Source organism: Achromobacter sp. (assembly GCF_057314935.1).
In genome coordinates this window covers 1-17,801 of the sequence record NZ_DBHKZA010000103.1, presented here as the reverse complement: position 1 = coordinate 17,801, position 17,801 = coordinate 1, and the positions used below count along the sequence as shown (strand labels likewise).

At 65.4% G+C, this 17,801-nt stretch carries 16 protein-coding genes and 1 tRNA gene; 6 read left to right on the top strand and 11 right to left on the bottom strand.

Annotated features, from left to right (window positions below; all coding sequences use genetic code 11):
- Positions 1-7 precede the first annotated feature (7 nt).
- The 10 genes from ychF to ACO6D5_RS26530 all read right to left on the bottom strand — a co-directional run bounded on the left by ychF (position 8) and on the right by ACO6D5_RS26530 (position 9,902).
- The gene (gene ychF / locus ACO6D5_RS26575; protein WP_006227591.1) at positions 8-1,099 is read right to left on the bottom strand and encodes a redox-regulated ATPase YchF; all 1,092 of its coding nucleotides are present in this window, start codon (positions 1,097-1,099) and stop codon (positions 8-10) included.
- A 96-nt stretch (positions 1,100-1,195) separates the two neighbouring features.
- Entirely contained in the window at positions 1,196-1,972 is a 777-nt protein-coding gene (locus tag ACO6D5_RS26570; protein WP_315845531.1) for a CPBP family glutamic-type intramembrane protease, read from the bottom strand.
- Positions 1,972-2,568 carry an aminoacyl-tRNA hydrolase gene (gene pth, locus ACO6D5_RS26565; RefSeq protein ID WP_006227589.1) on the bottom strand — a complete coding sequence of 199 codons (597 nt, stop codon included), beginning with the start codon at positions 2,566-2,568 and terminating at the stop codon, positions 1,972-1,974. Before pth ends, ACO6D5_RS26570 begins: the two co-directional genes overlap by 1 nt.
- 98 nt (positions 2,569-2,666) lie before the next feature.
- A complete protein-coding gene (locus ACO6D5_RS26560) occupies positions 2,667-3,275 on the bottom strand; it encodes a 50S ribosomal protein L25/general stress protein Ctc (RefSeq protein ID WP_006227588.1) in 609 nt (202 codons plus the stop codon).
- A 146-nt stretch (positions 3,276-3,421) separates the two neighbouring features.
- A complete protein-coding gene (locus tag ACO6D5_RS26555; protein WP_006227587.1) occupies positions 3,422-4,372 on the bottom strand; it encodes a ribose-phosphate pyrophosphokinase in 951 nt (316 codons plus the stop codon).
- 156 nt (positions 4,373-4,528) lie between these two features.
- Positions 4,529-4,605, bottom strand: a tRNA-Gln gene (locus tag ACO6D5_RS26550).
- Between the two features lies 1 nt (position 4,606).
- A complete protein-coding gene (gene ispE, locus ACO6D5_RS26545) occupies positions 4,607-5,506 on the bottom strand; it encodes a 4-(cytidine 5'-diphospho)-2-C-methyl-D-erythritol kinase (protein ID WP_315845532.1) in 900 nt (299 codons plus the stop codon).
- Between the two features lie 62 nt (positions 5,507-5,568).
- Positions 5,569-7,167: a methyl-accepting chemotaxis protein gene (locus ACO6D5_RS26540; protein ID WP_485827036.1), complete on the bottom strand. Its 1,599-nt coding sequence runs from the start codon at positions 7,165-7,167 to the stop codon at positions 5,569-5,571.
- Positions 7,168-7,416: 249 nt separating this feature from the next.
- Positions 7,417-8,019 (bottom strand): lipoprotein insertase outer membrane protein LolB, encoded by a 603-nt coding sequence (gene lolB, locus ACO6D5_RS26535; RefSeq protein ID WP_485827035.1) that lies wholly within the window; start codon positions 8,017-8,019, stop codon positions 7,417-7,419.
- On the bottom strand, positions 8,016-9,902 hold the full coding sequence (locus tag ACO6D5_RS26530; protein ID WP_315845534.1) for a tetratricopeptide repeat protein: 1,887 nt from the start codon (positions 9,900-9,902) through the stop codon (positions 8,016-8,018). The genes lolB and ACO6D5_RS26530 overlap by 4 nt, the downstream gene beginning before the upstream one ends.
- Between ACO6D5_RS26530 and mutM the strand changes: the two genes are divergently transcribed.
- The 4 genes from mutM (at position 9,901) to ACO6D5_RS26510 (ending at position 13,850) form a co-directional block, all read left to right on the top strand.
- A complete protein-coding gene (mutM, locus tag ACO6D5_RS26525; protein WP_485827034.1) occupies positions 9,901-10,728 on the top strand; it encodes a bifunctional DNA-formamidopyrimidine glycosylase/DNA-(apurinic or apyrimidinic site) lyase in 828 nt (275 codons plus the stop codon). The two genes, ACO6D5_RS26530 and mutM, sit on opposite strands and share 2 nt — an antisense overlap.
- Positions 10,729-10,865: 137 nt before the next feature.
- Positions 10,866-11,819, top strand: coding sequence for an MBL fold metallo-hydrolase (locus ACO6D5_RS26520; RefSeq protein WP_315845536.1), 954 nt, complete (start codon positions 10,866-10,868; stop codon positions 11,817-11,819).
- Between the two features lie 134 nt (positions 11,820-11,953).
- A complete protein-coding gene (locus tag ACO6D5_RS26515; protein ID WP_485827033.1) occupies positions 11,954-13,633 on the top strand; it encodes an FAD-dependent oxidoreductase in 1,680 nt (559 codons plus the stop codon).
- 19 nt (positions 13,634-13,652) lie between these two features.
- Positions 13,653-13,850: a DUF2783 domain-containing protein gene (locus ACO6D5_RS26510; protein ID WP_315845538.1), complete on the top strand. Its 198-nt coding sequence runs from the start codon at positions 13,653-13,655 to the stop codon at positions 13,848-13,850.
- 33 nt (positions 13,851-13,883) lie between these two features.
- Here ACO6D5_RS26510 and ACO6D5_RS26505 read toward each other — a convergent pair whose 3' ends face one another.
- The gene (locus ACO6D5_RS26505) at positions 13,884-14,792 is read right to left on the bottom strand and encodes a LysR family transcriptional regulator (RefSeq protein ID WP_485827032.1); all 909 of its coding nucleotides are present in this window, start codon (positions 14,790-14,792) and stop codon (positions 13,884-13,886) included.
- A 162-nt stretch (positions 14,793-14,954) separates the two neighbouring features.
- Here ACO6D5_RS26505 and hmgA point away from each other — a divergent pair, with 162 nt between their 5' ends.
- Both hmgA and fahA read left to right on the top strand, forming a co-directional pair.
- A complete protein-coding gene (hmgA, locus tag ACO6D5_RS26500) occupies positions 14,955-16,253 on the top strand; it encodes a homogentisate 1,2-dioxygenase (protein WP_485827031.1) in 1,299 nt (432 codons plus the stop codon).
- Between the two features lie 131 nt (positions 16,254-16,384).
- Complete coding sequence (gene fahA, locus ACO6D5_RS26495; RefSeq protein ID WP_485827030.1) at positions 16,385-17,704, top strand: fumarylacetoacetase; 1,320 nt, start codon at positions 16,385-16,387, stop codon at positions 17,702-17,704.
- Positions 17,705-17,801: the final 97 nt, after the last annotated feature.

Sequence of the window (17,801 nt, the reverse complement as noted above, 5' to 3'; positions counted from 1 at the left end):
TCATCGATCAGACGTTGAACAGGAAGTTCATCACATCGCCGTCCTGCACGATGTATTCCTTGCCTTCGGCGCGCATCTTGCCCGCTTCCTTGGCGCCCTGCTCGCCCTTGTACGTGATGAAATCTTCGTACGCGATCGTCTGCGCGCGGATGAAGCCACGCTCGAAGTCGGTGTGGATGACGCCTGCGGCTTGCGGCGCGGTGGCGCCGATGGCCACCGTCCAGGCGCGCACTTCCTTCACGCCGGCGGTGAAATAGGTCTGCAGGCCCAGCAGCTTGAAGGCGGCGCGGATCAGGCGGTTCAGGCCCGGCTCTTCCATGCCCATGTCGGACAGGAAGGCTTGGCGGTCGGCGTCGTCCAGGTCCACGATTTCGGATTCGATGGCGGCGCAGATGGCCACGACCGGCGCGTTGCGCGCGGCGGCGAATTCGGTCAGGCGGTCCAGCAGCGGGTTGTTCGTGAAGCCGTCATCGGCCACGTTGCCCACGTACATCGCGCGCTTGGCGGTGATGAAGCACAGCTGGGCGATGTCGGCCTTTTCTTCGGTCGTCAGGTCCAGCGCGCGGATCGGCTTGGCTTCGTTCAGCTGGGCAATGCACTTTTCCAGCACGGCCACGATGCGCTGCGATTCCTTGTCGCCGGAACGCGCGGTCTTCTGATGACGCTGCAGGGCCTTTTCGGCGGTCTGCATGTCGGCCAGCGCGAGTTCGGTCTCGATGACTTCGATGTCGGCGATCGGGTCGACCTTGCCGGCCACGTGGATCACGTTCGGATCTTCGAAGCAGCGCACGACGTTGACGATGGCGTCGGTTTCACGGATGTGCGACAGGAACTGGTTGCCCAGGCCTTCGCCCTTGCTCGCGCCGGCCACCAGGCCCGCGATGTCGACGAACTCGACAGTGGCCGACAGGATGCGTTCGGGCTTGACGATTTCAGCCAGCTTCTGCAGACGCGGATCCGGCACCTCGACCACACCGACGTTGGGTTCGATGGTGCAGAACGGGTAGTTCTCGGCGGCGATGCCGGCGCGGGTCAGAGCATTGAAGAGTGTCGATTTGCCAACGTTGGGCAGGCCGACGATGCCGCATTGCAGAGCCATGGGAATCCTGTGTAAGTACGGTATTGATCGTTAACGTTCTAGTTTACCCCGGCCGGGGGCTGGGGCACTTGCCGCGGCGCAGGGGATGCGGCCCCGCTAACTGGCGGCGGACGGCGCCCAGCGCATGACGGCCCAGATCATCAAAATGGGGCCGGCGTTGAAAGTCGCATGCAGCAGGATGGCCGCGCCGATGCCGCGCCGCACGCGCATCCAGCCCAGCACCAGGCCGGTCAGCCACTGCGGCAGCACCAGCAGCGGCATCAGCCAGTACGGCGTCTTGCTGTAGACGAAGTTCGTCAGGTGCACGGCGGCAAAGGTCAGCGCCACCAGATGGAACACCAGGCCGAAGTGCTTCAGGTAATAGCGCCGCCAGGCCGTGTCCCAGCCCTTCAGGGGTTCTGCGCGCTGGCGCGTTCCCCAGCATGCCAGGATCACGAACGCCGCCAGCAAGAGGCCCGTCCACAGCTTGGGGCCATACAGCACGACAGGCATCAGGGCCGGCACCAGCCACAGCACCTGCCGGGGACGGCGCAAGCCGTAGCGAAAGAGCATTTCCTCGACCAGAGGCGCCCACAGCACGGCGGTCAGCCACGGCAGGTTGGTGGGATCGATCCGGTGCGTCGCCCCGCCCATGCCGGCCGCCATCACGGCCACCGGTCCCAGCGCGAACAGGTTCAACGCCCACAGCAGCCCGGCCCACGCCAGCAGGCGCCCGGGGCCGATACCCGGCCACCAATCGGCCGCCAGGCTGCCGCCCGCGGAGCGCCCCGGCAAGCGCGCGACGGAGTGCGGATGGCGGATGTACCGCCAGAAATCCACGACCTCGTCGCGAAAGCGCATCTTGCCGGAGGGGGACTGCGGGCTGACGGACATCAGGCGACGTTGCCGCTATGCAGCTGGCGGGTGGCCAGCGCGAAATCGCCAGCCAGCATCGCCGGCACGACAGCGCGGCAGCGGTCGATGACGGCTTCGATTTCTTTCTGTTCTTCGCGGCGCGGCGGGTGCAGCACGAAGTCCGCCACCTGCTGGGCCAGATTCAGGGTGCGCGGATGGCCGATGCCGATGCGCAGGCGCCAGAAGTTGGGGCTGCCCAGCACGGCCTGGATGTCCTTCAGGCCGTTGTGGCCGGCATGGCCGCCGCCCTGCTTGAGCTTCACCTGACCCGGCAGCAGGTCCAGTTCGTCATGCAGCACCAGCACCTGCTCGGGCTCCAGCTTGTAGAAGCGGGCCAGCGCGCCGACCGCCTGGCCGGATTTGTTCATATAGGTGATGGGCTTGAGCAGCAGCACGTTGTCCGCGCCCAGGCGCGACTTGGCCACCATGCCGAAAAAAGACTTCTCCAGCGCAAAAGAAGTGCGCAGGTCGTCCGCCAGGTGGTCGGCCAGCCAGAAGCCGGCGTTGTGCCGGGTAGTTTCGTAGTCGGGACCGGGATTACCCAATCCCACGATGAGGCGTATGGGAATAGACATGATGAGGGTGTTTAAACCAAAAAACCCTGCGCATGCAAATGCACACGCAGGGTTTCGGGCATAAGCCGCAGGAAAGCCCGAAGGCCTTCCGGCAAGACTTAGGCGGCCGGAGCGGCGGCTTCGGCGTCGTCGGCGGCAGCGCCGCCCTTGACGATGGCAGCAGCCAGCAGCGGGTTGTCTTCACCGCCGTGGGGGACGTACGTCACGCCCATGGGCAGCTTGATGTCGGCCAGGTGGATCGAAGCGCCAGCCAGGATGTTGGTCAGGTCGACTTCGATGAACTGGGGCAGAGCCTTCGGCAGGCAGGTGATTTCCAGTTCGGTCGTCACGTGGCTGATGATGGCGCCCGACAGCTTCACGGCCGGCGAGATTTCAGCGTTCACGAAGTGCAGCGGCACCTTGGTACGCAGGGCTTGGTTGGCGTCGACGCGCTGGAAGTCCACGTGCAGGACTTGCGGCTTGTAGGCGTGCCATTGAACCGAACGCAGCAGAACTTGCTCTTCCTTGGCGCCTTCGAGCTGCATTTGCAGGATCGATGCGTGGAATTCTTCCTTACGCAGGGCGTGGTAGATCTCGTTGTGGTCGAGTTCGATGTTCAGGGGGGCAGCCGTACCACCATAGACAATGGCGGGAACGCGGCCCGCGCGGCGCAGGCGGCGGCTCGCACTCGAACCCTGGACGCTACGCGCAGTGGCGATAAATTTCATGGAAAACTCCAAAAACAAAATAAGGTGAAGAGGCTTCACCAGTTAGCGGCACGGCGCGCAACATGCGCGCCGTGTTGATTGCGCCTTGCCGCGACCAGCAAGGTGCAAAAACGGTGGTGGGCTGCCGCCCGGCTGACGCCTGCGCGTCAGTCGACGAACAGCGAGCTGACCGATTCCGCGTTCGAGATACGCAGGATGGTCTCGCCCAGCAGCGCGGCGCACGACAGCTGGCGGATCTTGCCGCTGGCCTGGCCTTGCTCGGAGAGCGGGATGGTGTCGGTGACGACCAGTTCGTCCAGTTCCGACGCTTCAATGCGGTCGATGGCGCCGCCCGACAGCACGGGGTGCGTGCAATAGGCGTAAACGGCGCCGGCGCCGCGGTCTTTCAGGGCCTGGGCCGCCTTGCACAGCGTGCCGGCGGTGTCGACCATGTCGTCCATGATGATGCAGGTGCGGCCGTCGACCTCACCGATGATGTTCATCACTTCCGACACGTTGGCGCGCGGACGGCGCTTGTCGATGATGGCCAGATCGGCTTCCAGTTGCTTGGCCAGGGCGCGGGCACGGACCACGCCGCCGATGTCCGGAGACACCACGACCAGGTTCGAGAAATTGCGGCGCCAGATGTCGCCCAGCAAGATCGGACCGGCGTAGATGTTGTCCACGGGGATATCGAAAAAGCCCTGGATCTGGTCGGCGTGCAGGTCCATCGTCAGGACGCGGTCGACGCCAGCCACTTGCAGCATGTTGGCCACGACCTTGGCCGAGATCGCAACGCGCGCCGAACGCGGGCGGCGGTCTTGGCGGGCATAGCCGAAATAGGGAATCGCGGCGGTGATGCGGCCAGCGGAAGCGCGGCGCAATGCATCGACCATGACCATGATTTCCATCAGGTTGTCATTGGTAGGGGCACAGGTGGGCTGCAGGACGAAGACGTCCTTGCCGCGCACGTTCTCGTTGATTTCGACCATCACCTCACCGTCCGAGAAGCGACCGACGGTCATCTTGCCCAGGGACATATCGAGGTGGTTGACTACGTCCACGGCCAGCCGAGTATTGGCCGTTCCCGTGAAGATCATGAAGCTATCGTTTGCCATGATGGATGATGCGATGGTCGTTGTAAGACACTAACGAGGTGATGCGGGGGTAATACGGTGAGATACGAAACACCAGCGAACCCGGAAAATAAAAAAGCTGCTGAACCCGGGCCAGTGTCTTACAGGCGTGTTCAACAGCTTTTTTATGTATTCGGTTGGCTGGGGAGGAAGGATTCGAACCTTCGCATGCCGGAATCAAAATCCGGTGCCTTAACCAGCTTGGCGACTCCCCAACTATCTTGCAATCCAATTCCGCAGTGGATGTTCAGTTAAACCGGCACAAGCCTGAACTAACCGAAACCCTGGATGCGTTGCGTTGTTTGTTTCAACAGCGCCGCGCATTATAGCGGATATTTCTGCTTTTGCCAAAACGGCTTCGGACAGTTCGGAAAACTCGGCGAATAAACATGCGCCTGATCCCGACATGCGAACTGGGATGCCCTGTTCGCTAAGCCACCGCGTTGCCCTGAGAACCTCAGGATAAAGACGGTGAACCACCGGCTCCAAATCATTTTTCCCGAAGGAAAAAGTTGGCGAAGCAAGAAAGTCCGCTATTGTGATGTAAGAAGAATCCCTTGTCAAATCGGGTGCCGAAAATATTCCAACAGTCGGCACGCTGGTATCCGGTTGCGCCACCAGATACGCGCGTTCAGGCAGCGCCACGGCGGTGAGGTCTTCGCCCACGCCTTCGGCGAATGCCGATTGCCCGAAAACGAATACCGGCACATCCGCGCCCAGCGGCAAGGCCAGCGCCATGAGCTCGCGGCGCGTCAGCCCCGTCCCCCACAACTTGTTCAGCGCGATCAGCACGGTCGCCGCGTCGCTGGAGCCCCCGCCCAGGCCACCGCCCTGCGGAATGCGCTTTTCCAACGCGATCTGCGCCCCCTGGCGCGTGCCCGTGGCGCGTTGCAGGGCATGGGCCGCGCGCAAGGTCAGGTCGTCGGCTTCAGAGACGCCGGGCAGATCGGAGGCCCGACTGATGACGCCATCCGCGCGCACCTCGAAATGCAGCGTGTCGCACAAGTCGATGAAGCGGAAGACCGTCTGCAGCAGGTGATAGCCGTCAGGGCGACGGCCCACCACATGCAGGAACAGGTTCAATTTGGCGGGAGCAGGAACGTCGTACAGAGTCACAGAAGACAACCGGTGCGGGACATGTCCACATTCTAGCCACGCACCGGCCGCCGCGCCTGCCCTCAGGCCAGTTGCGGCGCACCCGCGCCAGCCAGGCGCCCCGCGGGCGCGTCGATCACCTGCCCGTCCGGCAGCTTGAAGACGGACACGGCGCCCGCCAATTGGCGAGCCTGTTCTTCCAGCGCACCGGCAGCGGCGGCCGCCTCTTCCACCAACGCCGCGTTCTGCTGCGTCACGCTGTCCATCTGTGACACCGCGCGGTTGACCTGGTCGATGCCGCTCGCCTGCTCTTCGGAAGCCGCGGAGATTTCGCCCATCAGACGGGTCACGCGTTGCACGGAGTCCACGATTTCCCGCATGGTGGCGCCGGCGCTTTCCACCTGCTCGGATCCCTTGCCGACCGTCTGCGCGGAGTCCTCGATCAGTTGCTTGATTTCCTTGGCGGCGGCCGCGCTGCGCTGCGCGAGCGTGCGCACCTCGCTGGCCACGACCGCGAAGCCCTTGCCCTGTTCGCCGGCGCGCGCGGCCTCCACCGCCGCATTCAGCGCCAGGATGTTGGTCTGGAACGCGATGCCGTCGATCACGCCGACGATGTCGGCGATGCGGGACGAACTGCCGGAGATGGCGCGCATGGTCTCGACCACGCTGGCCACGGCGTCTCCGCCGCGCTGCGCCACGGCGGCGGACGTCGCCACCATGTGGTTGGCTTCACGCGCGGTGTCGGCGTTCTGCTTCACGGTGGACGCCAGCTCTTCCATGCTCGCCGCCGTCTCTTCCAGGGACGCAGCCTGCTCTTCCGTGCGGCTGGACAGGTCGGTGTTGCCCGCGGAAATTTCGCGTGCCCCCACATTGATCTCGTCCACGCCCCGGCGCACGGCGGACACCGTGCGCACCAGGCTGTCCTGCATGCCCTTCAAAGCGGCCAGCAGCGCGCCGATTTCGTTCTTGCCACGGTCGGCCACACGGCGGGTCAGGTCGCCTTCGGCGATGCGGCGGAAGATCTCGCCGGCTTCCAGCAACGGCCGCACGATCATGCGGCGGATCAGCACATGGGCGCCCACGGCCATCAACAAGCCCAGCGCCAGAATGCCGGCCAACAGGGAGGAGAACAAGGTATGGAAGAAGGAAATCTCCGCCATGGCGCCCTGCCCGGCCTCTTCGGCCCGGACCATGAAGGCGTCGCGCTCGCTGACCAGCAGTTCTTGCGCCTGTTGCGTGCCCTGCTTGAAATAGCTTTCCATGTCGCCCGCTTCCAGCACGCGGCCCACGCTTTGCAGATTGGCGCTGAGGTTGGTGTAGGCCTGGATCAGATCGGCGGACGCGGTCTTTTCTGCGGCCGACAAGCCACTGGAAAAGCCCTGGAAGGCACGGTCGCCCGAAGCGATGCGCTGGCGCGCCAGGCGCAGCGCCGTCGTGTCGCTGGTGTTGCCTTGCGCGACGCGCGTGGCATAGCGGCTCAAGTCGGTGCGGGCCGCCACCAGCGACAAGGCGGCGGTGTTCACCGCGTTGACCTGTTGCGAGGAAAGGCGATAGAGCTGGCCGACGTCCTGGTTGGTCTGGCGCAATGCGACAAAACCCATGCCCCCCACCAGCAGCTGAAACGTGAAAAAGATCGCGATGATTCCTAACAGCACCGTCGCGATGCGCGTGTTCCTGAACATAGGGCATTCTCCAAAAAAGGCGGCGACAGGTTGGCCGCCGCCGCACTTGCGGTCCGCGCGAGGGGTGGCCCCGCGCGGGCATGAGGAGAATTATTCAGTCCGGCCTGACTATTTCAAGCCGTAACACAACCGTCTTTGCCGCGTTTATTTGGCCGATTGCGAAATGCCGGGCGTGTTAGGCCCGGCCACGGGAAGCAGCCATGCCTGTTCAAAGAGGAAGGCGACGGAGCGCGAACGGCCCCGTCGGACTCAAGGCTGGTTGACGACCAGACGCACCGTGACGCGGCGGCCGGGCTCCAGGCGCTCAAGGACCAGCAACTGCGGCCCCAGCGTGTCGTAACGCGACAGCTTTGCACGCCAACCGCCTTGCTCGAAGGAGGCCGGGCGGCCTAATTCATCACGAGACACGTCGGAGGCTTCGGGTTGCGCCGGCAGTTTTCCGCGCAGCCAGTCGCGTAAACCGGATACCGGCACGCTGCTGCCCAGCGCGTCTTCGGCCAGGGCGTCGGGGTTGTCCGCGACAAGACGCGTGCCGTCGGCCTTGGTCAGGCTGGCGGCGCCGGGCTGGCCTTCCACGCGGGCCTCGGTCGAGCCCAAGGGATTGGTCAGGTCCAGCACGTAGCGCCGGCCGTCATCCGACCACGAGAAACCGCCTTGCACGGCGTTCTGCTTGCCGCTTTCTTCGTTCACGGTGATGGCGAAGCGGCCGATGCGCGAAAACGCATCGGGGCTGGCGCCTTCGATGGGTTTCGGCGTGGTGGTGCAGGCGGCCAGCGTCAATGCCAACACCGCCAGCAGCACCCAGCGCAACCAGGCCGCCACATCAGGCAAGCGTTGCACTCCAACCGTCACAGGCCCACTCCCAGACGCTTGACGACGTCCTGGACGGTCTTGTTCTTGGGATCTTTCATCAGCGCGGCGCGCAGCAGTTCCGTCGCCTGGTCGCGCTTGCCCTGGGACCACAGCACTTCGGCCAGGTGGGCGGCGATGTCGGCTTCCGGGCGCACGCTATAGGCGCGGCGCAGATATTCCGCGGCGGACTCGGATTCACCCATGCGGAACTTCACCCAGCCCATGCTATCCAGGATGAACGGATCGTTCGGCGACAGCTCGAGGGCCTGGGTGATCAGGTCGAGCGCTTCGGGCAGGCGCTGATTGTGGTCCGCCAGCGTGTAGCCCAGCGCGTTGTAGGCGTGGGCGTGGTCCGGATCCAGCGCGATGACCTGGCGCAGCATGCGCTCCAGGTCGGCCAGGCGGTTCTGGCGCTCATACAGCATGGCCAGTTCGTACTTGATTTCGACCGTGTCCGGCAGCGCCTGGTCGGCCGCTTCCAGCGTGCTCACGGCTTGCTGGATGCGGTCGGCGTCGCGCAGGATCTGCGCCTTGGTCAGCACGCCCAGCGTGCGCTCTTCGTCGTCTTGCGGACCGGCGGCGTCGATCATGGCCAGCGCATCGTCCACCCGGCCGCTCTTGGCGCGCAGGGCAGCCTGGCGCATGGCGACGGAATAGCGCAGCGTCGGGTCGTCGATGCGGCCCAGTTCCTTGATGGCTTCGTCGTACTGGCCCTGGTCTTCGGCGATGCGCGACAGCAGCACGTGGGCATCCGCCGCAGCGGCGCCTGCGTCCGTGGCGCCGGGTACGGTCGCCCGTTGGCGCTGCTGTTGCACGTCCAGGTATTGCTGAAGCAGAGTCTTGGCTTGCGGCAGCTGGCCCGCCTTGTAGGCCAGTTGGGCCTGCATGAAGAGCAAGTCGAAGTCTTCCGGCGAACGGCGCGACATGGCCTGCAATTCAGCCAGCGCCCCGTTGTAGTCGCCGCTGTCGGCCAGTTGGCCGGCCAGCATCAGGCGGACCTTGCGGGCGCCGGGATTGCGGTTGATATAGGCGCGGGCTTCGGTCTGGGCGCGTTGCGGATCCACCTTCGAGCCGTATTCCAGCACGCGCTGGGCAGCGGCTTCGGACTTGGGATCCGCAGCCAGCGCGGCGCGGGATTCCTGCGCCGCGCGCTCGTAGTCGCCCGAGGCGGAAGCCACATCGGCCAGCGCCAGATGGGCGGCCGGCAGCTTGCGCACGCTGTCGCTGAGGGATTCGTCCAGGATGCGCAGGGCCAGGCGGCGGTCATTCAGGCGGCTCAGCACGGCCAAAGCCTGGCCGATGGCGGCCGGCTTGTCGCGCGAGGCGTCGATGCGGTTGCGCAGGGCTTGGGCCAGCCCCTTGGTCTGCCCGTTGGCGGCGGCCAGCGCCAGCTCGGTAGAGCTGGCCTCGACGTCGTTGGGCGACAGGCGCGCCCACACCCGGGCCGCTTCCAGCGCGCCGGGCAGATTGCCCCCGGCCAGCTGGAATTCCAGGCCGCGGCGGGCCAGGCGGGGATCGCCCGTGTCCCGGGCCAGGCCGATCATGGTGGTGGCAGCCGTGCCGTACATGCCGCGCTGGGCGGCGATCTCCGACGCGAGGACGCGGTAGAAGATGTCGGCGGTGAGCGATACGTAGGGCAATTGGCCCGGACGCAGGCGGATCACCTCGGTTTCGGGCTGGCGGTTCTGGGGCGCCATGCGGGGCCCGGTCGCGTCACGCGTCCGGCTGTCGGCCGCCTGGGCCGGCAGCGCAAAACCTGTTGCCAGCGCAAGCGCAAGCGTGGCGATCCCGATATTCATTTGTTTGAAAGACGACTTCACGCGGCCCGTCCGGTTGATGGCACAATCTTCGTACACGCAATTGATGATCTTACACTGGCTCATGCCGGAACTGCCTGAAGTTGAAACCACGCGTCGGGGAATCGACGCCGTCATCACTGGCCGGACGCTCAAGCGCCTGGTCGTCCATGAAGGCCGCATGCGCTGGCCGATTCCGCCGGACCTGCCTGCCCTGATCGGCGGCCGCGCCGTCCTGGAGTGCGCCCGCCGGGGCAAATATCTGCTGCTGCGGTTCGAGCATGGCACCCAGATCGTGCATCTGGGCATGTCCGGCTCGCTGCGCAGCGTGGCCCCCGGTGAATTCCTGCGCAAGCATGACCACGTCGAATGGATATTCGACGAAGCGGTCCTGCGCCTGCATGACCCCCGGCGCTTTGGCGCGGTGCTGTGGCACCCGGACGCCGATGGCCCCATCGACACCCACCCGCTGCTGGCCAAACTGGGCATCGAACCCTTCGACCCGCGCTTTGACGGGGCCTGGCTGCACCGGCACTTCAAGAACCACAGCGCCGCGGTCAAGCAAGTGCTGCTGGCCGGGCTGGCCGTGGTGGGGGTGGGCAATATCTACGCATCGGAATGTCTGTTCCGGGCGCGCATCAATCCCAAGACTCCGGCCAACAAGCTGTCGCCGGCCCGCTGCGACCGCCTGGCGGACATGGTCCGGGCCACGCTGGCCGATGCCCTGACCTCGGGGGGGAGCACCCTGCGAGATTACGTCGGCGCCACGGGCGAACCCGGGGCCTATTTCGAGATCCATGCGGCGGTCTACGAGCGCGAGGGTCTGCCGTGCCGGGTCTGCGCAACGCCGATCCGGCGCTTCGTCCAGGGTCAGCGGGCTACTTATTACTGCCCGAAATGCCAAAGAAACTAGCGCCGGCACGCTGAAAACCCCCGGGAAATCCCTGTAAAAACAAGGCCATTTGTTTATAGCGAACGTATTGCACGAAAACTAACGCCAAGCTATATTCCTTTCACACACCTATTCCTAGAACAGTGGAAGGAGCCTCCATGAGCAAGCAATTCGCCTCGCACGCCGACCTGGACGACAAGGTCGTCTCGTTCGAAAAACTGTCCGACAACGCCTATGCCTACACGGCCGAAGGCGACCCCAACACGGGCGTGATCATCGGCGACGAGGCCGTCATGGTGATCGACACCCAGGCCACCCCGGTCATGGCCCAGGACGTGATCCGCCGCATCCGCGAAGTCACCGACAAGCCGATCAAGTACATCCTGCTGTCGCACTACCATGCCGTGCGCGTGTTCGGCGCCTCCGCCTACAACGCCCAGGAAATCCTGGCCAGCCGCGACACCTACGACCTGATCGTCGAACGCGGCGAACAGGACAAGGCCAGCGAGATCGGCCGCTTCCCCCGCCTGTTCCGCAACGCCGAATCGATTCCGCCGGGCCTGGTCTGGCCGACGATGACGTTCAAGGGCGAAATGACCGTCAATCTGGGCAACCTGGAAGTCAAGCTGCTGCAAGTCGGCCGTGGCCACACCAAGGGCGACACCATCGCCTGGCTGCCCGAGCAGAAGATCCTGTTCGCCGGCGACCTGGTCGAATACCAGTCCACCCCGTACTGCGGCGACGCCTACTTCCGCGACTGGCCCAGCACGCTGGACGCGCTGTCGAGCTTCGAAGCCGAAAAGATGGTCCCTGGCCGCGGCCCGGCCTTGAAGAGCGCCACCGAAGTTCGCCAGGGCCTGGCCGGCACCCGCGCCTTCCTGACCGACCTGTACGGCGCCGTGAACCGCGGCGTGGCCGAAGGCCGCGACCTCAAGACGATCTATCGCGAAGTCTATGACTTCATGAAGCCGCGCTACAGCGACTGGGTGATCTTCGACCACTGCATGCCGTTCGACGTGTCGCGCGCCTATGACGAGGCCACCGGCCACACGCATCCGCGCATCTGGACCGACAAGCGCGACCTGGAAATGTGGGCGCAGCTGGAAGGCTGATCCCGACGGGCCGCGGTAGCCGGCGTTGACCGGAAGCGGCCCTGACCGAACTTGGCAAGAAGCGGAATCGCGCGTCGCAGGACGGCGCGCGGGGCCGCGACATAAAAACAAAATGACCCACACAGGAGACAACCGTGGGAGACATCGACTTTCAGGCGATGGAGTTCGCCTATGAAAAGCACGCCGACCAAAACGCCGGCACTGCGCCGCGGCACCAGGTCGTGGTCGTGGGCGCCGGTCCGGTCGGCCTGACCACGGCGCTGGACCTTGCCCGCCAGGGCGTGCGCGTCGTGGTGCTGGACGACGACTACCGCCTGTCCACCGGATCGCGCGCCATCTGCTTTTCCAAACGCACCCTGGAAATCTGGGACCGCCTGGGCGTCGGCCAGCGCATGATCGACAAGGGCGTGTCGTGGAACGTCGGCAAGGTCTTCTTCCGCGAGCAGGAAGTGTGGCGATTCGACCTGCTGCCCGAACCCGGCCATCGCCGCCCCGCCTTCATCAACCTTCAGCAGTACTACGCCGAAGGCTATCTGTATGAACAGGCGCGCCAGGAACCCAACATCGACCTGCGCTGGAAAAACAAGGTCGCTGGCGTGGTCCAGGCCGACGACGGCGTTGACCTGACGATCGACACTCCCGAAGGCCCCTACACGCTGCACGCCGATTGGCTGGTGGCCTGCGATGGCGCCCGTTCGCCGGTGCGCAAGCTGATCGGCCAGGAAAGCCATGGCCGCATCTTCCGCGACCGCTTCCTGATCGCCGACGTGAAGATGAAAGCGGACTTCCCGACCGAACGCTGGTTCTGGTTCGACCCGCCCTTCCACCCCAATCAATCCGTGCTGTTGCACCGCCAGCCCGACAACGTCTGGCGTATCGACTTCCAACTGGGTTGGAACGCCGACCCCGTCGAAGCCGTCAAGCCCGAGAACGTGCTGCCGCGCATCCGCGCCCTGCTCGGCCCTGACGCGCAGTTCGACCTGGAATGGGTCAGCGTCTATACCTTTGCCTGCGAGCGCATGGACAAGTTCCGCCATGGCCGCGTCGTGTTCGCCGGCGACTCCGCGCACCGCGTGTCGCCGTTCGGCGCAAGAGGCGCCAACAGCGGCGTGCAGGATGCCGAGAACCTGGCGTGGAAGCTGAAGCTGGTGCTGGCGGGCCTGGCGCCCGAAGCGCTGATCGACAGCTACAGCGCCGAGCGCGAATACGCGGCCGACGAGAACATCCTGAATTCGTCGCGCGCCACCGATTTCATCACGCCCAAAAGCGACATCAGCCGCAGCTTCCGCAACGCGGTGCTGAACCTGGCCAAGACGCATCCGTTCGCGCGTTCGCTCGTCAATAGCGGACGCCTGTCGCTGCCCGCCACCTACGGCGCGTCGCCCCTGAACACGCCGGACGCGGATACCTTCACGGGCCGCATGCTGCCCGGCGCGGTCGCGCTGGACGCGCCGGTAACGTGCCGCGGTGAGCAGGACTGGTGGATGGCGCAGTTGGACGGCGGCTTCGTCCTGGCGCTGTTCTGTGGCGATGCGCAACCCGGCGCCGACACGCTCCAGGCCCTGCAGGCCCTGCGCATGGCGCCGGTGCCCGTCAAGGCCGTCCTCGTCGCGGGCGCGCAATGCGACGTGTCCGGCCTGCCCGCCGACTTGCCGGTCGTGGCGGACACCGAAGGCTGCCTGGCCAAACGCTACGATGCGCAGCCCGGCACCGCCTACCTGATCCGTCCTGACCAGCACGTCGCCGCGCGCTGGCGCGCATTCGACGCCGATGCCGTCGCCCGCGCCGTCCGCCGCGCCACGGGCCACGCCTGAATCCAGAGGTCAACCCATCATGCTGATTACCGAAACCAATCTGAGCTCGCCGGACGACTTCTACGAAGCGTTGATCGAAACGCACCGCGACCTGACGAATGAGCAAAGCCAGGAACTGAACGCGGCGCTGATCCTGCTGCTGGCCAACCATCTGGGCGACGTGGCGCTGTTGCGCGAAGCGCTGCAACAGGCCCGCGCGTCGGTCGTGCAGTCGTAGGATGCGTTGCGCGCGGCTGGGTCGATGCGTTCCTTACAACCCGACCGCGAACGTATTCACGATCAGCGCGCGCAGCCACTGGTTGCCGCCATCTCGGTCCACCCGGCGCTGCCAGTACATGTTCGTCTGCAGCGCAGGCACCTTCACCGGCGGCGTCATGAAGCGCAGGCCGAACGGCGGCGCGGCGCTGGCGGCCAGCTTTTCAGGCACGGTCGCCAGCAAGTCCGTCGCGCTGACGATGTAGGGCACGGCGGAGAAGTGCGGCACGCTGAAGTGCTCAGCCAGTTCCACGCCCGCGCGCTCCATGGACTGGTTGACCTGCCCGTAAGGCGCGGCACGCGACACGATCAGATGCCGCTCGGCGCGAAACGCCTTGATGCCCATGCCCGCGTGCGCCGTGGGATGCGCCTGGCGGAACAGGGTCGCGTAGCCCTGCCGGAACAGCATGCGCTGCAGCGTGCCCGCCCCCATTTCATCGAACGCACCGATGGCCAAGTCCACCCGGCCCGATTCCATTTCACGCGGCAGGTCCGGCCCTTGCACGCGCACCGAATCGATGCGCACCTGCGGCGCCACCTGCACGCAAACCTCCATCAGCCGCGGCATGAAGTGGATTTCGCCCACATCCGTCATGGCCACCCGGAAGCGGCGGTTGCTGGTGGCGGCGTCGAACACGTCCTGATCCTGCAAGGCCTGGGTCAGCATCGTCAGCGCTTCGCTGACGGGACCCGCCAGCCGCTGCGCGCGCGGGGTGGGCAGCATGCCCTGCGCGGTACGCACGAACAGCTCGTCGCCAAAGGCCTCGCGCAGGCGGCGCAGGGCGTTGCTGACCGCGGGTTGCGTCAGATCCATCCGCCGCGCCACGGCCGACAGATTGCGGTCTTCCAGCAGGTGTTGGAACAGGATCAACAGGTTCAGGTCAACGTTGCGCAATTCCGCCATGCGGCCCCCTACTATTCACAAAATTTATAGTCTGTATTTTTGCATTCCCGTAGCCGCAACGGGCATTTTTTCCGACAATGGGGAATCGGCGCCCGGTTTTCCCGGCCCGCCCCAGATACCGACCGCGCGGCCAAGCACCGCGCCGCCACCCAGGAGGATTCCATGGAACTGAAATATCAGACCGGCTTCGGCAACGACTGCGCGACCGAAGCGCTGCCCGGCGCCCTGCCCGTAGGCCGCAATTCGCCGCAGCAATGCCCGTACGGCCTGTATGCCGAGCAATTGTCCGGCACCGCCTTCACCGCCCCGCGTAGCGAAAACCGCCGCTCATGGCTGTACCGCATCCGCCCGGGCGCGCAGCACAAGCCGTTCGAGCCCTTTGCCGGTGCGGCAGGCTGGGAAAGCACCTTCGGCCATGGCCCGGTCACGCCCAACCAGTTGCGCTGGAGCCCGATGCCCATCCCTGACGCCCCTACCGACTTCCTGGAAGGCGTGAAGACCTGGGGCGGCAACGGCGGCCCCGACGAACAGGGCGGCGTAGCCATCCACATGTACGCGGCCAACCGGTCGATGCAAGGCCGCTATTTCTACAACGCCGACGGCGAACTGCTGCTGGTGCCCCAGCAAGGCCGCCTGCGCCTGGCCACCGAGCTGGGCCTGATCGACCTTGAACCCCTGGAAATCGCCGTGATCCCGCGCGGCGTGCGCTTTCGCGTCGAACTCCTGGACGGCGCCGCGCGCGGCTACATGCTGGAGAACTTCGGCGCCGCCCTGCGCTTGCCGGAACTCGGCCCCATCGGGTCGAACTGCCTGGCGAACGCGCGCGACTTCCAGACGCCGGTCGCCTGGTATGAAGACGTGGAAGGCGACTTTGAACTGATCGCCAAGTTCACGGGCGGATTCTGGCGCGCATCCATCGACCATTCGCCGCTGGATGTCGTGGCCTGGCATGGCACGCACGCGCCCTACAAGTACGACCTGCGCCACTTCAACACCATCGGCTCGATCAGCTTCGACCATCCTGACCCGTCGATCTTCACCGTGCTGACCGCGCCGTCCGACACCCCGGGCACGGCCAACATGGACTTCGCGATCTTTCCGCCGCGCATCCTGGCCATGGAAGACACGTTCCGTCCGCCCTGGTTCCACCGCAACGTCGCCAGCGAATTCATGGGCCTGATCCAGGGTGTGTACGACGCCAAGGCCGACGGCTTCGCCCCGGGCGGCGCCAGCCTGCACAACTGCATGAGCGGCCACGGCCCCGACGCCGAGACCTTCGAGAAGGCCTCGCACGCCGACACGCACGCCGCCCATTACATCCGCGACACGATGGCGTTCATGTTCGAAACGCGCCGCGTCATCCGCCCGACCGGGCAGGCCTTGGCCTCGGTAGAATTGCAGGGCGACTATTACCGGTGCTGGCAGGGCATCGTGAAGCACTTCGATCCCAAGAAGGCGTGACGGCGCTACGACGCTGATCCCCAGCCACGGCGATGCGCGCAAGCGCATCGCCGTTTGGCTTTTGAATTTTCCGGCGCCGCTGCCCGCCAGACCTGCCGGCCACCCCACACCATTAAAGAGACACGCGAACCATGACCACCACGATCAACGAAACCCACGATCCCTCCTTGAAGAGCTGGATCGCCAGCGCCAACACCGGCACGTCTGATTTTCCGGTCCAGAACCTGCCGTACGGCGCGTTCCGCCGCAAGGGCACGCAAGAGTCGTTCCGCCCAGGCGTGGCGATCGGCGACCAGATCCTGGACCTGGCCGCATTGGCCGCCAAGCAGCCGTTCGAAGGCCTGGCCGCCGAAGCGCTGGCCGCTTGCGCGGGCGACAGCCTGAATGCGCTGATGGCGTTAGGCCAAGCGCACTGGAGCGCCCTGCGCCTGGCGCTGTCGCGCGCCCTGCGCGAAGGCGCCGCCTTGCGCGCCGAAGTCGAGCCGCTGCTGGTGGCGCAGGCCGACGCCGAATACACCACGCCCGCCCGCATCGGCGACTACACCGACTTCTATATCTCGGTGCACCACGCGACGGCAGTGGGCAAGCAGTTCCGTCCTGACAATCCTTTGCTGCCGAACTACAAGTGGGTGCCGATCGGCTATCACGGCCGCGCATCCAGCATTGGCGTGGACCAGAAGTTCCCCCGCCCCGTCGGCCAAACGCGTCCGGCCAATGAGGGCGACACGCCGCAATTCGGGCCTTGCGCGCGCCTGGACTACGAACTGGAACTGGGCATTTTCGTGGGCACCGGCAACAAACAAGGCGAACGCATCGGCCTGGCAGACGCCGACGGCCACGTGTTCGGCCTGTGCATCCTGAACGACTGGTCGGCGCGCGACATCCAGGCCTGGGAATACCAGCCGCTGGGCCCCTTCCTGTCCAAGAATTTCGCATCGACGATTTCGCCGTGGATCGTCACGATGGAAGCGCTGGAGCCGTTCCGCACGCAATGGAACCGCGGCCCGTCCGAACCGCAGCCGATGCCGTACCTGGCCTCCGACGCGAACCGCGCCAAGGGCGCCTACGACGTGCAGCTGGAAGTGCTGATGACGACGCAACAATCGCGCGAGGCCAAGCAGCCCGCGGTGACGTTGTCGCGCAGCAATTTCCGCGATGCCTACTGGAACGTGGCCCAGTTGATCACCCACCACACGGTCAACGGCTGCAACCTGCAACCGGGCGACATGCTGGGCACGGGCACGCTGTCGGGGCCGCAACCGTCGGAAGCCGGATCGTTGCTGGAGCTGAGCAATGGCGGCAAGACGCCGTTCGATCTGCCGTGGGGCGAGAAGCGGACGTTCCTGCAGGATGGCGATCAGATCATCATGCGGGCGGAGTGCGTGAAGGCGGGGTATCCGAAGATTGGGTTTGGCGAGGCGTCCGGGGTGGTGTTGCCGGCGCGGGTTTGAGTTTTCTCTTCGTGGGAGGGGCGAGTTGGGGTGATCGCCGCGAGGTTTGCGGGGGTCGCCTTGAGGTGTGATCGCTGCAGCGTTTGCGTAGGTCGCC

What these genes read in the sequence shown, in the direction of transcription:
- ychF (WP_006227591.1), bottom strand. Translation starts at nt 1,099, where the DNA reads ATGGCTCTGCAATGCGGCATCGTCGGCCTGCCCAACGTTGGCAAATCG.
- ACO6D5_RS26570 (WP_315845531.1), bottom strand. Translation starts at nt 1,972, where the DNA reads ATGTCCGTCAGCCCGCAGTCCCCCTCCGGCAAGATGCGCTTTCGCGAC.
- pth (WP_006227589.1), bottom strand. Translation starts at nt 2,568, where the DNA reads ATGTCTATTCCCATACGCCTCATCGTGGGATTGGGTAATCCCGGTCCC.
- ACO6D5_RS26560 (WP_006227588.1), bottom strand. Translation starts at nt 3,275, where the DNA reads ATGAAATTTATCGCCACTGCGCGTAGCGTCCAGGGTTCGAGTGCGAGC.
- ACO6D5_RS26555 (WP_006227587.1), bottom strand. Translation starts at nt 4,372, where the DNA reads ATGGCAAACGATAGCTTCATGATCTTCACGGGAACGGCCAATACTCGG.
- ACO6D5_RS26540 (WP_485827036.1), bottom strand. Translation starts at nt 7,167, where the DNA reads ATGTTCAGGAACACGCGCATCGCGACGGTGCTGTTAGGAATCATCGCG.
- mutM (WP_485827034.1), top strand. Translation starts at nt 9,901, where the DNA reads ATGCCGGAACTGCCTGAAGTTGAAACCACGCGTCGGGGAATCGACGCC.
- ACO6D5_RS26530 (WP_315845534.1), bottom strand. Translation starts at nt 9,902, where the DNA reads ATGAGCCAGTGTAAGATCATCAATTGCGTGTACGAAGATTGTGCCATC.
- ACO6D5_RS26520 (WP_315845536.1), top strand. Translation starts at nt 10,866, where the DNA reads ATGAGCAAGCAATTCGCCTCGCACGCCGACCTGGACGACAAGGTCGTC.
- ACO6D5_RS26510 (WP_315845538.1), top strand. Translation starts at nt 13,653, where the DNA reads ATGCTGATTACCGAAACCAATCTGAGCTCGCCGGACGACTTCTACGAA.
- ACO6D5_RS26505 (WP_485827032.1), bottom strand. Translation starts at nt 14,792, where the DNA reads ATGGCGGAATTGCGCAACGTTGACCTGAACCTGTTGATCCTGTTCCAA.
- hmgA (WP_485827031.1), top strand. Translation starts at nt 14,955, where the DNA reads ATGGAACTGAAATATCAGACCGGCTTCGGCAACGACTGCGCGACCGAA.
- fahA (WP_485827030.1), top strand. Translation starts at nt 16,385, where the DNA reads ATGACCACCACGATCAACGAAACCCACGATCCCTCCTTGAAGAGCTGG.